The sequence below is a fragment of the Sodaliphilus pleomorphus genome (genome assembly GCF_009676955.1).
Lineage (GTDB): Bacteria > Bacteroidota > Bacteroidia > Bacteroidales > Muribaculaceae > Sodaliphilus > Sodaliphilus pleomorphus.
The window spans coordinates 2375001-2390092 of the sequence record NZ_CP045696.1; the positions used below are offsets into that span (position 1 = coordinate 2375001).

General features: G+C 57.4%; 11 protein-coding genes and 1 tRNA gene. All 12 read right to left on the reverse strand.

Features of this window, described 5'->3' with window-relative positions:
• Nucleotides 1-191 precede the first annotated feature (191 nt).
• Nucleotides 192-2435 carry an inorganic phosphate transporter gene (locus GF423_RS09760; RefSeq protein ID WP_154328177.1) on the reverse strand — a complete coding sequence of 748 codons (2244 nt, stop codon included), beginning with the start codon at nt 2433-2435 and terminating at the stop codon, nt 192-194.
• Nucleotides 2436-2646: 211 nt separating this feature from the next.
• Nucleotides 2647-4083, reverse strand: coding sequence for a sensor histidine kinase (locus GF423_RS09765; protein WP_154328178.1), 1437 nt, complete (start codon nt 4081-4083; stop codon nt 2647-2649).
• Nucleotides 4061-4744, reverse strand: coding sequence for a two-component system response regulator PhoB (locus GF423_RS09770; RefSeq protein WP_154329029.1), 684 nt, complete (start codon nt 4742-4744; stop codon nt 4061-4063). The genes GF423_RS09765 and GF423_RS09770 overlap by 23 nt, the downstream gene beginning before the upstream one ends.
• 163 nt (nt 4745-4907) lie before the next feature.
• Nucleotides 4908-5405, reverse strand: coding sequence for a hypothetical protein (locus tag GF423_RS09775; protein ID WP_154328179.1), 498 nt, complete (start codon nt 5403-5405; stop codon nt 4908-4910).
• A gap of 313 nt (nt 5406-5718) precedes the next feature.
• On the reverse strand, nt 5719-6861 hold the full coding sequence (locus GF423_RS09780) for a dipeptide epimerase (RefSeq protein ID WP_154328180.1): 1143 nt from the start codon (nt 6859-6861) through the stop codon (nt 5719-5721).
• A gap of 53 nt (nt 6862-6914) precedes the next feature.
• Entirely contained in the window at nt 6915-8066 is a 1152-nt protein-coding gene (locus GF423_RS09785) for a C40 family peptidase (RefSeq protein ID WP_154328181.1), read from the reverse strand.
• Nucleotides 8067-8109: 43 nt separating this feature from the next.
• Entirely contained in the window at nt 8110-9531 is a 1422-nt protein-coding gene (locus tag GF423_RS09790) for a transglutaminase-like domain-containing protein (RefSeq protein ID WP_154328182.1), read from the reverse strand.
• 234 nt (nt 9532-9765) lie between these two features.
• Nucleotides 9766-11157 (reverse strand): phosphoglucosamine mutase, encoded by a 1392-nt coding sequence (gene glmM / locus GF423_RS09795; protein ID WP_154328183.1) that lies wholly within the window; start codon nt 11155-11157, stop codon nt 9766-9768.
• A 115-nt stretch (nt 11158-11272) separates the two neighbouring features.
• Entirely contained in the window at nt 11273-11851 is a 579-nt protein-coding gene (locus GF423_RS09800; RefSeq protein ID WP_154328184.1) for a DUF4827 family protein, read from the reverse strand.
• A 51-nt stretch (nt 11852-11902) separates the two neighbouring features.
• Nucleotides 11903-12913, reverse strand: coding sequence for a DHH family phosphoesterase (locus GF423_RS09805; RefSeq protein WP_154328185.1), 1011 nt, complete (start codon nt 12911-12913; stop codon nt 11903-11905).
• A gap of 202 nt (nt 12914-13115) precedes the next feature.
• Complete coding sequence (locus tag GF423_RS09810) at nt 13116-14597, reverse strand: alpha/beta hydrolase family protein (protein WP_154328186.1); 1482 nt, start codon at nt 14595-14597, stop codon at nt 13116-13118.
• A 289-nt stretch (nt 14598-14886) separates the two neighbouring features.
• A tRNA-Cys gene (locus GF423_RS09815) sits at nt 14887-14958 on the reverse strand.
• Between the last annotated feature and the right edge of the window lie 134 nt (nt 14959-15092).

Below are 15092 nucleotides of genomic sequence, written 5' to 3' on the forward strand. Positions count from 1 at the left end.
GCTTAAGTCCTCAACCATAAATCGGGAGGCAAGCTTTCATGCAGGCAAAAAAGCCAGAGCTCGTGTGATTGAGCTCTGGCTTGTGAACCATGGCGTGTAGACTTAAGGTTCCACTTGTTGATTAAATCCCTGTTTTTAGCTTTCTCTCGTGTTTGACATCGCACATATATATAGAGATGGAGGTACAGCAGTTAGCTCTCGCCCTCCTTGATGGCGTTGAGGAAGTAGGCCTCCGACTTGATGAGGTTGCGGGCCTGAAGTATCATCGTCTTGGTTTCGCCCAGGATGTTGAGGAAGAGAGCGCTGGCGCGGGTGCTGGCGTGGGGGTCTTCCTGCACACGCTTGATTTGACGCTTGATGGTGTCGGCAATGATGCCAAAGAGGTCGTCGCGCATGTGCATCACGTCGTCGAGGCCCGAGAAGTCCTTGCGGTTGAGCATGTCGCTCACCTTGGCAAATATCTCGTCGACCTTGTCGTTGATCGTCTTTAGGTCTTTGATTTGCGGGCCTGTGAGACCGCGGTGGTTGTTGTTGATGTGCTCATAGGCGGGACGGGTGCAGTGCAGCAGGGCCTTGGACACCTCGCACAGGTAGTCGACGATCTGCACATAGTAGTGCGCGGTTTCAACCTTTTGAGCCTCGAGTTTCTTGATCACGGCCACGATGCCATACTTGCGCTTGTTGGCCTCGTGATACATGCGCTCGCTCTCCTCGACCATGCGCTTGAGCTCGTGGCGGTTTTCGGTGAAGAGCGACACGAGCATGTGGTTGTAGATGCGATGGGTGTTCTCCATGGTGTTGACCACGGTGAGGGTGCAGTTGTAGAGCACGTCCTGGGGATTGTCGTCTTTGTCGATGAGCTCGCTGCGTTTGCCAGCCTCGGGGCCAGCCGTCTTGCTGCCCTTGTAAAAGAAGCGGCGCAGCAGCATGTAGCCGGCCCATATCACGATGAGGGCCAGTGCCCAGCCGCCAAACCACATGAGCAGTGTGGTGAAGATGAAGGTGGCGCAGAAGGCGATGAAGGCGGTGACAAACCAGCCCATGATCACGGCCACAACGCCCGAGATGCGGTAGACGGCGCTGTCGCGTCCCCACACGCGGTCGCTCAACGACGAGCCCATCGAGACCATAAACACGACATAGGTGGTCGACAACGGCAGCTTAAACGAGGTGCCGATGCAGATGAGGATGGCTGCCGAGGCCAGGTTGACCACGGCGCGTATCTTGTCGAAGTTGGAATTGCCGCGCTCCTCGCTCGAGAGCGGGATGAAGCGGCGGTTGATGGCGTCGACCCAGCTGTTGGGCAGCACGCGGCGGTAGTAGTTGCTCAAGTTCACCGATATGCGCACCAAGGCGCGCGAGAAGGGCGTAGAGTTGAACCGCTCGTTCTCGTCTTGCTGCGAGGCCAGGGTGAGCTCGGTTTGCGACACCTTGCGTGCATCGCTGGAGAAGAAGAGGGTGATCACCATGACAACGCCAGCGATGGCCAGCAAGCCCACATTGGCGGCCTCGGGATTGTTGAGGGCGCCCATGAGCATGTTCATGTTGCCCGAAGCGTCGGCCAGGCGATAGGAGTCGATACCGGCCAGGGGCACACCGATGAAGTTGACCAGGTCGTTGCCGGCAAAGGCCAGGGCCAGGGCGAAGGTGCCGCTCAAGATGGTGATTTTCAAAATGCTCACCTTGAGACGCTGCAGCACCCACAAGATGGCCGATGCGGCAATCCAGGCCACGAGCAGCACCATGTAGATGTGGTCGCTCACGTAGCCCGACATCTCGCTGGTCATCAGGCCCGAGCTCTTGAGTCCCTTGAACAGGGCGAAGTAGAGGATGCCCACGATGGCCACGCCGCACCACAGGGCACCGTAGCGCTTGAACGGCTTGGCGTAGCGGAAGGTGAACAGCAGGCGCGAAATGTACATGATGAGGGCGCCGGTGATAAACGAGAGCACCACCGAAACGAGGATGGCCGATATCATGCCCAGGGCCTTGCCCGAGTTCACGAGCGAGCCCACGCTCTCGAGCGTGAGGGAGCTGTCGGTGTAAATCTTGTAGACCGAGACGGCCACGGCCGAGCCCAGGAGCTCAAAGATCATCGACACGGTGGTCGACGTGGGCAGGCCCAGCTTGTTGAAGCCGTCGAGCAGCACCACATCGGTGAGCATGACGCCCACATAGAGGAACATAATCTCGTTGAAGGTGAAAGCCTCGGGGTGAAACACGCCGTTGCGTGCCACCTCCATCATGCCGTGCGAGGTGAGCACGCCCACGAGGATGCCCACGGCAGCCACACTCACAATGGTGCGGAACGAGGCCACCTTGGAGCCGAGCGCCGAGTTGAGGAAGTTGATGGCATCGTTGGAAACGCCTACCACCAGGTCGAGGATGGCCAGAAGGGCCAAGATGACGACGATAACTGTAAATATTGGACTCATAATGTGTGTATAGTGTGTTGTTATATTTCTTGTTTCGGCTCGCTGCAAGCGGTGCTTCAAGGCACACTACGGGCTCTCTTCACCCACGACCAAATACCGACAATCGGCTGTGAGTCAAAGTATTGATCGCAATGGTGAATGTTGTAAAAAGTGTTGCGAGTCTATTGCGTTGTTTTCGTTGTTGAAAAATATAGATTGATGCAGGTGTCGGTCACTTGTGGAGGGTGAACTCAAACTCCAGGCCACCCAGCTTGCGGTTGCGCACCTCGATGTGACCGTGGTGGAAAAGCACCGCGTTTTTCACGATCGAGAGGCCCAGCCCCGTGCCGCCCATCGAGCGCGACCGGCCCTTGTCGACACGGTAGAAGCGCTCAAAGAGGTGAGGCAGGTGCTCGGGAGCCACGCCCACGCCGTTGTCGTTGAAGATGAAACGGTAGTAGTCGCTTGTTTCCTCCACCAGCTTCACGGTCACGTCGCGGCCGGCGCTGTAGTTGAAGGCATTGACCATGAGATTGCGGAATATCGACTCGACGAGGGCATGGTTGCCGTTGATGGTCACGCCATCGGGCACCTCGATGTGGATGCGCATCTGCTGCTCGGGCGGATACACGCTCATGTCGTCGGCCACCTGGCGCACGATGCTCGTCACGTCGACCGGAGCACTCTGTATCTGGTCGGGGGCGTCGCTTATGCGGGTGATCACCGAGAGGTCGGCAATGAGCGAACACAGGCGGTTGGAGTTGGCATAGGCCTTGTCGATGAGCTCCTGCTTCATCGCCTCGTCGAGCTGGCTGCCGCTGTTCTCGATGGTCTCGAGACAAGCTTGTATCACGTGCACGGGCGTCTTTATCTCGTGGTTGATATTGTTGGTGAGCTGGTGCTTGATGCGGTTTTTCTCCTTCTGCTCATAGATGGCCTGGCGCAAGTTGCGGTCGCGTTCCTCGGCCGTGGCCTGCTGCAGCTTGTAGAGGTTGACGATGTGGCTCGAGATGTCGCCCAGCTCATCGTCGGGGAAGCTCTTGGAGTCGTACTTGCTCAAGTCGCCAAACTCGGCCGCGTTGGCAAAGTTGCGCAGGTTTTTCACGCTGCGGCTGATGCTGTGGGCGGCAAACCAGGCGATAATCGACATGATGAGGGCGATGGCCACAATGATATAGCTGTTGACCGAGTTGGCACGTAGCATCTCGGAGAGCGAGTGGTTGTAGGGCAAGGCCGTGCGCACGACGATGCCGTGGCCACGCGTGGCCGAGTAGAAGTACTCGCGGTTGTTGGTCGACGAGACGCGGCGCTTGGTGAAGCCGTGGCCCGTGGCAATGGCCTCTTTCACCTCCTGGCGGTCGGCATGGTTGACCTTTACATCGCCGTTGGAGTCGTAGAGCACGTTGCCCTTGAGGTCGATCACGGTCACGCGCAGCGAGTCGCCAGGGTCGATAGCAGCCACCAGCTGTGGGGTGATGCGCTTGCCGTCGTCGATACATTCCAGTATCTTGGCATTCTGCATCTGCAAGTGGCTGTCGAGCGAGGCAATCTTGTAGTCGCGCTCGCGGCTGTATTGCAGAGCAAAGAAAATGGCAGTAAGTATCCAGGTGAAGAATACGATCATGAGGAAAAGCCTCGTCTGCACGTTAATGAGTCGTCTTGAATCCATAGCCTTGTCCTTGTTTTGTCACAATATTATTCCCATAGGGGCCCAGCTTCTTGCGCAAGCGGCCCACATTCACGTCGATCGTGCGGTCGACGACATACACGCCCGTCTCCCACACGCGGTTCAGTATCTCGGCCCGCGAGAATATCTTGTCGCGGTTGTCGAGGAAAAACACCAGCAGGTCCATTTCCTTGCCCGTGAGCTGCACAGGCTTGTCGTCGACGGTGCAGGTGCGCTCAACGGTGTCGACCACCAGTCCCTTGTAGTGCACCATGCGGTCGGCCGTGAAACGGCCGCTGCGATGCAGCACACTGCGCACGCGGGCCACCAGCTCGCGCATCGAGAAGGGCTTCTTGATGTAGTCGTCGGCCCCGGTGGCAAACCCCTTGAGCAGGTCCTCCTCCGAGTCCTTGGCCGTGCAGAAGATGATGGGCACGCTCCTGAGCTCGTCGCGGCGCCTCACCGCCTGGGCCAGCTCAAAACCGCTCATGCGCTCCATCATCACGTCGAACAGAAACAAGTCGTATTGCTCGAGCTTGAGCCTCAAGGCCTCCTCGGCGCTGAGTGCCGTGTCGACCGCAAAGCCCGCAAGCTCCAGATTGATCTTAAGCACATAGCATATCGACTCCTCATCGTCGACAACTAAAATTCTTGGAGATTTAATCATTGTCAAGTGTAGTGTAATAATGTGGTTACTTTTATCTACGACACAAAAATATAACAAAATCTCCGCAGGAAAATAACAAACGTGTAACAATCAACAGCCCTTTAGGGGGCGGGACCGCGTGCCTGCTTGTCACAAAACACGTTTGGGGCTGGCACGAGGGTCAAAAATCCATCACGCTGCCGCCCTTGCCCTTGTAGTACACCTCGATATACAAGTCGTGATGGGCCTCGTAGAGCCTCACGTCGTAGTCGTAGGTGATGTCGTTGGGGTCGATATTGTTGATCAAGTCAGGACTTGTCTCGGTAGTTGCAGCGCCCACATCGTCCATCGGGGTGACAACGCCCGATCGCTTCTGGCCGGCAATGACCTTGGCGCCCTTCACCTTCACGGCAATCGTCTTTCCACGCAGGCGCTTGAGACCGTTACGAGCATAGGAGGCAATCTGTGCCCTCTCGCCGGCGGCAAGAAGGGTCGTGGTGCCGAGCGGCTCAAACGTGCCGTCGGGCTGTGGCAGTGCCACCATGGCCTGGAGTATCAGGTAGGGCGACTTGTTGACCAGGAAAATGTTGTCTTTGATGTTGAGCGACTGGGGAATCGCTACAGTGAGCACGTTGCCGGTGCTGGCAGTTGTCGACGAGTCGGCACCTGCCTGTGCCATAGCGCAACAACCGATTGATAGCAATAATAGCAGTAGTGTGACGATACGTTTCATGACGTCTTGAATCAATATTTACATTTATATCTATTGCAAAAGTAATGCTATGCCGCCACTATTGCAAGAGCAATTGTACTTACATTTATTGAGTCGAAGATACGGCCGATGTAGTCATTCATTTATCAAAATCGGCTATAGTTAACAAACTACACATATAAGGCCAGCAGCAAGGGCTCAACGAAATACAAGGGGGAGGCTCCTCGGCAATAAGGAGTCTCCCCTCGCAGTGTGGTTGTGCAGTTGCTTGTGGGTCAGGTTATTTCCCGGCAAGGAGCTTGACGCCAATGCCGGGGATGTCGTGAAGGGTGACCTTGCCGTTCTCTACGGTCATGCCCGAGAAGCGGTCGTTGGCAATGAGCAGGTTGCCGTCGAGGTCGGCCCAGTCGACGAGCGGGGCCAGGTTGGCCGCTGCGGTCACGGCACACGAGGTCTCGGTCATGCAGCCTATCATGATTTTCATGCCCAGGGCACGTGCCAGCACCACCATCTTGTAGGCTTCGTTCATGCCCGTGCTCTTCATGAGCTTGATGTTGATGCCGTCATACACACCCTTGAACTTGGTGATATCGCCTATGCGCTGAAAGGCCTCGTCGGCGATGATGGGCAGCGGCGAGCGCTCGCGCAGCCAGGCTGTCTCGTCGATCCACGTCTTGTCGAAGGGCTGCTCCACAAAGAGGCAGTTGCGCTCCTTGAGCCAGTAGCACATGTCGAGGGCGTGCTGCTTGTCTTTCCAGCCCTGATTCACGTCGACGCAGATGGGCACATCGGGCATCATTTCGCGTATGATGTCGATGGTCTGCTGGTCCTTGTCGAGGCCCATTTTCACCTTGATCACCTTGTAGGGCGCGGCTTCGCGCACTTTTTGGCGCACCACGTCTTCGGTGTCGATGCCTATGGTGAAGCTCGTGTTGGGTGTCTTGGCCGGGTCGAGGCCCCATATTTTGTACCAGGGCTGACCCATGATTTTGCCCAGCAAGTCGTGCAGGGCGATGTCGACGCCGGCCTTGGCGGCACGGTTGCCCGGCTCCACGCCGTCGACATAGGCCAGGATGTCTTCCATCTTGAAGGGGTCGGTGAACTGGCCCAGGTCGAGCTTGCCCAAGAACTTGGTCACGCTCTCCACGCTCTCGCCCAGATAGGGGGGCATGGAGCACTCGCCGTAGCCCACAATGCCGTCATACTCGAGCTGCACCTGCACATCGGGGGTGGTGGTGCGGCTATAGCGTGCCAGGTTGAAGGCGTGGCGCAGCTTGAGCTCGTAGGGGGCAAACGAGAGTTTCAGGTGTCCGCTCTTGGCCACTTTGCGCGTGGCGCTGCCTGCGGCCGAGAGCGAGATGGGCGCCGTGGCAGCCACCAGGCTCAGGCCTGCGCCCATGATAAATTTTCTGCGGTTTATCATAATTTTCTAAATTTATTTTTTGCTGTGTCGTGATAGCAAGGTTGAAACTTGAGTTAGAAGTACCAGGGGTGGTTGCGCACCCATGTGATGCCCGTGCTGCCCACTTGCCCGTCGATGCGGCTGCACGAGATGGGGTCGTAGAGATAGGACGGGTCGGCAGGGTCGAGATTGTTGATTTTCACCTGCCCCGAGCAGTGTATATAGTAGCCGTCGTGCAGGTAGATGCCCACATGGGTGACGCGGCCGGTGGCATTGTTGCCAAAGAAGAGCAGGTCGCCCAGCTTGCACTGGCGCCAGTCGGTGCCGGCGATTTTCATGCCTGTGAGTGCCTGTTGCGAGGCGTCGCGTTGCAAGATGATGCCGCAGGCAAAGTAGCTCACCTTGGCCAGGCCCGAGCAATCGGTGACCTTGGTCGAGGTGCCGCCCCACAGGTAGCTCGAGCCCATCATGCGTCGGGCTGTCGACTCCACGAGCTGGGCGCTGAAGGGCTGCTGAGCCCACTGCGAGAGCTCTTGCACGTCGGTTTGCGGCACATAGCCCTGGCGGCCGTCGGGGGTGGCGAGCAGCAGCCACTTGCCTTTCTTGCCCTTGTACTCAAGGATGTTGCCCAGCACCAGGTCGCTCACGGTCGCGTCGCCCTTGGGCTCGGTCACGAGGCGGGAATCGTAGGTGGTGACGATGTAGCGCGTGGCCTTGCGCCAGGCCTGCAGCTGCTGGGCAGTCATAAAGGTGATCGAGCTCTGGGGCACATAGGAGATGTAGCCGTCGGGGGTGACCACACGTGCCCACTCGTCGGTGAGCTGTATCACTTTCACAGGAGTGCCCATGATGGCCTGTGTGGCCATCTCGGCTGCATGACGGCCCTCGACGCGACACGTGGCTATCGAGAGCTTGACCAGGGCCCAGCGCTTGCCGGGGTCGACGGTGTTTTCGAGCACGATGAGGCGGTTGTCGCAGCCTGCTAAGCCATTGTCGTTGAGTTCCTTGGTCACAGCGTCTTTTTGCTCTTGGGTTCCCACTGTGCCATACACCACGAGCTGTCCGTCCTGGGTGGTGGTGTTCACATCCCACACGGCGGTGCGCCCGTCGCGGGCGATGCGTTGCTTGAGGCTGGCCAGCACTGCCGCTGCATCGCCGGCTGCCATTGCGCCCAGGCTGGAAGCTGCCAGCACCAGGGCCAAAACAATTTTAATTACTTTTTTCATCAATTCAGTCTATTCTGTTTTTTTTTTGTTTTATTCAGTTGGTTTACTCCTCGACAGGCACAATGCTGTTCACCTTCAGGTGCGAGTGCCACATGTCGTTGTAGAGGTTGCCCTTGCGCCACTCCACCTCGCCGGCCTGGAAGTCGACCGTCTCGCTGCGAATGTATTTCTTGGCCGGGCTCAGCTTGTCGCCTATGCCCTCGTTGGTGGCCAGGCGGTAGAGGTCGATGCCAGTGGCATAGTAGTCGTTGAGCACCGTGCCCTCGACCGAGCGGCCAAACGACTCGTCGGTGGGCACCCAGCCCACGCCTTCAAAGTAGGTCTCGCCCCAGTCGTGGAAGTTTTCCTCGCCCGGGTGAAGCATGTAGCCGCTCTCCCAGCGAGCCGGGATGCCAATGGCACGGCACAGCGTGATGTAGAGCAGGGTCACCTGGCCACAGTCGCCGTGCTTGTTGAGCAGCACATACTCGGGGATGTTGCGCAGCGTGCTGTACTCGCGGGCGCCGGCCCAGGGAAAACGCTGGGCTATCCAGTGATAGATGCGCGAGGCGGCAATCACAGGGTTCTCATCGAGGTCGCCCACGATGTCCTCGGCCAGCTCTCGCATGCTGTCGGTGACAACGATGTGTGGGCCCTCGCTCGAGGTGTAGCGCGCATATTGTGCATCGTGGCGGTAGGGCTGCACCAGGGCCACGAGGTCTTGCTGGCACAGGTGTCGCTCGCCCACATCGTAGCCGAAGGTGTACTCAAAGTGGGTGGGCTTGCCCTTCTCGGCCTGGGCTTCCATATACACGGTGTGATGCTTGCTGCCCTGGCTGTAGGTCACAGGGCGGTTGCTGCTCTCGAGCTTGATGTTGCGCTGGCGCAGGTTCTCATAGGGGAAAGGCATCCACACGCGCAGCGTCTCGCCGGCAGGCACGGCATCGGCATCGACATCGAGCGTGAAGGTGATGTTGACGTGGCGCCAGTCGCGCACGCCGTGGGCATCGGGCTGCTTGGCCATGGCCTGGCGGAAGATGTTGAGGTAGCTGCCCGCCTCGGCATCGCTGTTGCGGCGGTTCTCCTGCTTGAACTCGTCGCCCAGCAGCCACAGGTTGCGCACACTCTTGCGAAACCAGCGTTCCTGCCCGTCGATGCGCATCACCTCGAGGGCACGGCTCTGTTTCCAGTGCTGTATCTGCTCGGGGGTGACCTGCGGGTACTTGTCGTGTATGGCTTTCATGCCCTGCTCGGGCGTCATGTTGAAGTCTTTGCCTATGCGCTCCATGATTTGGTTGAGCGAGTCGATGGTCACAGCCTGTTGCTTGCGCACCTTGCCGGGCAACTGCTTCATCACGCGCTCGGCACGGGCAAACTCGCCCTGGTCGATGAGCTGGTCGACCTGGGCGCGCCAGTCGTTGCCAGCCTGGGCCGTAGCAGCCATGGCGGCACAAGCCAGGCCCAATAGGATAAGTCTTATGGTCATTTACTATGGTTTTTGTTAGTTTACAAAAGTAACAATAATTTTTGACAAAAATCCACGCCGCAGGGCACTTTATGCACCATTTTGCCGCAATGGCACGCGATGTGCAGCCACAGCGCCCCAGGGCTTGGATGAAAAGAAACTCCGGGCACACGCGCAGTGCGCAAGGTGTGTCCGGAGTGATATTACAATAATATGCGTGTAGTGCAAGCATGAGGTGCCGCGCGTGGCTACGGCCTACTTGCACAGCGACTGCACGATGTGCTTCACGTCGTCGCCCAGCTTCTCGGCCTGCTCCATGGTGTGAGCCTCGCTGTAGATGCGTATGATGGGCTCGGTGTTGCTCTTGCGCAGGTGCACCCAGCTGTCGGGGAAGTCGATTTTCACACCGTCGATGGTCGTGAGCTTCTCGCCGGCATAGTGCTTCTCCACAGCCTTGAGTATGGCATCGACGTCCATGTCGGGGGTGAGCTGCAGCTTGGTCTTGGCAATGCTGTATTGCGGATAGGTGCGCTTGAGCTCGCTCACCGTCTTGCCGCTCTTGGCCAGCAGGGTGAGGAACAGGGCCACGCCCACCAGGGCGTCGCGGCCATAGTGCAGCTCGGGATAGATGACTCCGCCGTTGCCCTCGCCGCCTATCACTGCGCCTATCTTGCGCATGAGCGTGGTAGCGTTGACCTCGCCCACGGCCGATGCCTCGTAGCGGCAATGATATTTCTTCTCGGTGACGTCGCGCAGCGCACGCGACGACGACAGGTTGCTCACTGTGGGGCCAGGGGTGCACGAGAGCACATAGTCGGCCACGGCCACGAGCGTATATTCCTCGACAAAGAACTCGCCGTTTTCCATCACGATGGCCAGGCGGTCGACGTCGGGGTCGACCACAAAGGCCACGTCGGCCTTGCCCTGCTTCATGTAGTCGCTTACGGCGGTGAGGTTCTCGGGTATGGGTTCGGGCGTGTGGCCGAAGTTGCCTGTGGGGTCGCAGAAGAGCTTCACCACATGTTTCACACCCAGGGCCGTGAGCAGCTTGGGGATGGCCACGCCGCCCACCGAGTTGACAGCATCGACAGCCACGGTGAAGTCGGCCTTCTTGATAGCGTCGACGTCGACCAGCTTCAGAGCCTTTACAGCATCGATGTGGCGGCGCAGGCAAGTGTCGTTGTACTCCACAGCGCCAAGGTGGTCGACCTGGGCATAGTCAAAATCCTCGGCCTCGGCGATGCGCAGCACCTCCTTGCCTTGGGCGTCGGTCAGGAACTCGCCTTTCTCGTTCAAGAGCTTGAGGGCATTCCACTGCTTGGGGTTGTGGCTGGCGGTGAGGATGATGCCGCCGCAAGCCTTCTCCCAGGTCACGGCCAGCTCGGTGGTGGGCGTGGTGGCCATGCCTATGTCGACCACATCGAAGCCCATGCCCTGCAAGGTGCCCACCACGATGTCGCGCACCATGTGGCCCGAGAGGCGGGCGTCGCGGCCCACGACAATCACGTTGGATGTGAGCTGGGTGGTGCGGCGAATGAATGTGGCATAGGCGCTGGTAAACTTCACGATGTCGAGTGGCGTGAGCCCCTCGCCAGCGCGGCCGCCTATGGTGCCACGTATTCCAGAAATAGATTTAATTAATGACATTGTACTGCTTTAAGTTAATTATATTTAGTTGCTTCATGAAAAGTCTTCTTTCCCCTGCTTGTCGTGCAACCGTGACGACACTGTCGCCGGCGGCGGCACCATCATCATTATATGATTATATGCGGCTCTTGAAGTAGCGCAGGTGATACATGTAGGGCACCACGCTGCTTATCTCGCCCGTCCAGCCATACTGCGACTTCACCACCAGGTTCACCTCGCAATCGATGCCCAGGTACTTGAGCGGCATCTGCATGCCGTAGCCCCACTGCGACGAGGTCTCGAGGCTGTAGTCGTCGTAGAGGAAGGCTGTGGCCGTCTGGCTCATGTCGTCGGCATTGCCGCTGCCCACCCACAAGCCGCCTTGCGTGTACCACGTGTTCAGGTTGTAGCGCGTGTAGCGGAAGTATATCGTCTGCGATTTGCGTGCCCTGTTGCCCACGCGGTCGCCCGTCTTGAGCACCTGCATGTAGACGTTGCCGTCGGGGTCGAGCTTGTAGTAGGGAGCATCGCTGCCCACCTTGAAAACGGTGTCGGCAGGCACATCCTCAATTTCAAAATTGGCGAGGAAGGCGTTGCAGGCGTGGCGCTCGTCGTTGAGCATATCGCTGTAGCTCTCATTGTCGCTGCACGAGGCAAAGCCTGCTGCCACCAGCGCCATCATGCACAGCATTGAAATCGATCGGAGTGTTCTCATTTCTCTTGAATGTATATATTTGTGTTAGGTGTCTTGTATTATATTTTTGTTTCACAACGTTTCGAGTATCTTGAAGTAGGTGTCGAGAGTCTCGTCGACGGTGCCGTGCGAGTCGCCGCCAGCAGCGTTCTTGTGGCCGCCGCCGCCAAAGTAGCGCTTGCATATCACGTTCACGTCGAGGTCGCCTTGCGAGCGGCACGACACCTTGATTTTGTCCTTGTCCTCGCGAATGAAGGTGGAAAATGCAATGCCCGGAATGGCCAGCGGCTTGTTGACCAGCCCCTCGGTGTCGCCCTTCTTGTAGCCGTAGTGCTCTAGCTCGTCGAGGGTGAGTACAATCAAGGCCGCGTGCTTGTCGGGATAGAGTTGCATCTTCTGGTCGAGGGCATAGCCCTGCAGGCGCAGACTGTCGGCGCTATAGGTGTTCATTGCCAGGTTGTAGAGCTGTTCCTTGGCAATGCCGCAGCGCAGCAGCTGGGCCACAATCTCGTAGAGCTCGGGGTCGTTGCTGCTATAGGTGAGGTTGCCCGTGTCGGTGGTGATGCCCACATAGAGGCATGAGGCGGCCTGGCTGTCGATGGCCTGGGTCCAGCCCAGCTGCATGAGCACGCGATACACCAGCTCGCAAGTCGACGAGGCATGTTCTTGCGATATCTTCACGTCGAAGCAGTCGTCGGGCTCCAGGTGGTGATCGATGAGCACCCGCGGCGCACGCGACTCCTCAATGATGGCACCCAGCTCGTCGATGCGGCGCAGCACGTTGAAGTCGAGGCAGAATATCAAGTCGGCCTCACGCACCAGAAAGCGCCCGCGCAGCTTGTACTTGCTGTAGGGCACAACCTCGTGCTGCACGTCGACAAAGTCGAGCGCTCGCGGCATGCGGTCGGGCATCACCACATGGGCATCCTTGCCCATGTTGCGCAACACCCGGCACAGCCCCAGCGTGGAGCCCACCGCATCGCCGTCGGGCGACACGTGGCACGTGATCACTATGTGCTTGGCGCCCTCTACATGCGTGCGCAACTGCTCTATGACCTTGCCGTCGATTGTTGAACTTATCATTGTCTGTTTTTCTTTCGATTAATCGACAAAATTACGTCAATCGCACATCTTTACCAAAATTTTAAGAAAAAAACACACATTGTACAGTCAAGTGGCAAGTGCACACCTTGCCTTAACATAAACTATGGCATAGTTGTAGAATTGTTGAAGAAAAAGCAAGCCCGGCCACGACGGGCTTTAGCTCAAGTTGCGGGCTTGTGATTTACTTGGCCAGCTTGTCAAGCCAGTCAAACAGCTCGTTGAGTGCATAGTCGCCGCTGTGCGGGCGGTTCCATGCCAAGAGGAAGTTTACATCTTTGCCGTCGTTTTCCAACTTCGTTGCGAGGTTGATGGCAACGGGAAAGGCGGTGTCACGGTCGATGGATCCGTGGCGAATGTACCAGTGCGGGGCCACAGTCACATCGCTTTGCCCGATTTGCGACATGGGGTTGAGCAGGTATTCTGCTTCTTTCACCTCGTCGGTCACTGCGGTGTTGTTCTTAGCTGCCGAGTAGCTGGTGAAATTGGCAGGAATGTTGCTGCTGTTGCCAAACTCGTCGTTCTCGCCGCTGGCTGTGTCGCCAGCCACCCCAAGGGCGTCGAAGGCCGGGACAGTCTTGAGCGGTGTCTGGTTGGCTACATAATTGAGAAATTTCTCTATGTCGAGGCCCGTGACATACTCACCCACGCGCTTGCCGCCACGGGCACCTGCCATGCCCTTGGCCATGTCGGCAGGCAAGCCCACGCCACCGTTTATGGGCGCAAATGTGCCGCCGTCGCCGTTGCTGAGCGTGAAACCTATGCTGTCGGGAATGTCGGCTCCGGCATCTTTTGCAATCTGAGCCGAACGTATCAGTTGCTGCTTGATGTAGTCGAGATAGTTGTCGGCCGTGAGTGGCGTGCCGTCGGTCTTTTTCAGTCCAAGCGAGTTGATGTAGGCCGGGAACTGTGCAGCCAGCTCCTGACTCACCTGCCGGTGGGCTTCGTCATCGGCCTTGCGCGAGTCGGTGTTGCCAAAGAGCCATTCATAGGCCATGTCGGCATGGCTCAAGTCGGTGATAGGACAATAGCACACGCTGGCCAGCACGTCGTCGCGCTCACTGGCAGCTCCCATTGCCTTCAGGTATTTCTCGTAGGCAGGATTGTTGCCTGTTGCACCCATCAGGGCCGACATCGCGCCGCCAGCCGATGTGCCGTCGGTGATGATTTTTTCGGCATCGCCTGGCATTTCCTTGTCGAAGTGGCGCAGATAGCGGATGGCGGCTTTCAGGTCGAGAATTGCCGCCGGCGCCTTGCCGTTGTATATTCTTTTTCCTTTCTTGGTGATATAGGATGAGCGTCCTCTCGACCCTGGAATGGCCACCACATAGCCCCGTTGCAACGCCATGCCTGTCGCATCGCCAGCCGAGGGAAAACCAGGTGCCGATGGCATGTAGCCGCCCACATTGGTCTTCAGGAAGATGGGCGAGCGCTGTGTGGCGCCCTCGGGTACAAAGACGTTGACATACTGATATGTGCTGTCTTCTACATTGGTTACAAAATAAAGATGGGTAAAAGCAGTATAGTTTACTGTGCCGTTAGGCATTTCAACAGACCCCGCCACGCCTTGTGAAGCGTCAAACTGCAGTTGTGCAGCAGGCTTCGTGGCTGCCAATGCACTCACAGTGAGCATCGCCGCCAGCGTTGGAACAAATACTTTAATCATAATATACTACACGATTTTTAAGTTACACGTGTCACTTTACTTATGGAGTATTATAAAGCCTGACGCCTTTGCCTCTACCAAGACTTTTCAATTACGACACTTTTAAGCCCCCGGGGTTTAAAAGATGATGGAGAGAAAAAAAAATTGTCTCTCGCTCTGCACACACTATGCCCTGAGCTGGGATGCCTATTGACGGCTTGCACCCGATTTTTTTTTACAGGCAAGATGTGAAATCAAAAAAAATCGCAATGCACCAATTTACATTACAGTACATTGCGAGTTATTGTTGAGGTCACTAGCGGAGTCGAACCGCTCTAACTGGTTTTGCAGACCAGTGACTAAACCGCTCATCCAAGTGACCAATTGCGATTGTCGGTACAAAAGTACAGCTTATTTTCGATACCTGCAAGTTTTATTTCGCCATTTTTAGGCCAAACTGGCATTTTTTGCAATTTTCAGCGTGGCCGGCCGTGTGGCAAGGCCCCGCGTGCTGTG

Excerpts from the sequence above, each read along its gene's own strand:
- GF423_RS09785 (WP_154328181.1), bottom strand. The coding sequence starts at position 8,066 with ATGAAAAAAGTAATTAAAATTGTTTTGGCCCTGGTGCTGGCAGCTTCC.
- GF423_RS09810 (WP_154328186.1), bottom strand. The coding sequence starts at position 14,597 with ATGATTAAAGTATTTGTTCCAACGCTGGCGGCGATGCTCACTGTGAGT.
- GF423_RS09760 (WP_154328177.1), bottom strand. The coding sequence starts at position 2,435 with ATGAGTCCAATATTTACAGTTATCGTCGTCATCTTGGCCCTTCTGGCC.
- GF423_RS09800 (WP_154328184.1), bottom strand. The coding sequence starts at position 11,851 with ATGAGAACACTCCGATCGATTTCAATGCTGTGCATGATGGCGCTGGTG.
- glmM (WP_154328183.1), bottom strand. The coding sequence starts at position 11,157 with ATGTCATTAATTAAATCTATTTCTGGAATACGTGGCACCATAGGCGGC.
- GF423_RS09780 (WP_154328180.1), bottom strand. The coding sequence starts at position 6,861 with ATGATAAACCGCAGAAAATTTATCATGGGCGCAGGCCTGAGCCTGGTG.
- GF423_RS09765 (WP_154328178.1), bottom strand. The coding sequence starts at position 4,083 with ATGGATTCAAGACGACTCATTAACGTGCAGACGAGGCTTTTCCTCATG.
- GF423_RS09775 (WP_154328179.1), bottom strand. The coding sequence starts at position 5,405 with ATGGCACAGGCAGGTGCCGACTCGTCGACAACTGCCAGCACCGGCAAC.
- GF423_RS09805 (WP_154328185.1), bottom strand. The coding sequence starts at position 12,913 with ATGATAAGTTCAACAATCGACGGCAAGGTCATAGAGCAGTTGCGCACG.
- GF423_RS09790 (WP_154328182.1), bottom strand. The coding sequence starts at position 9,531 with ATGACCATAAGACTTATCCTATTGGGCCTGGCTTGTGCCGCCATGGCT.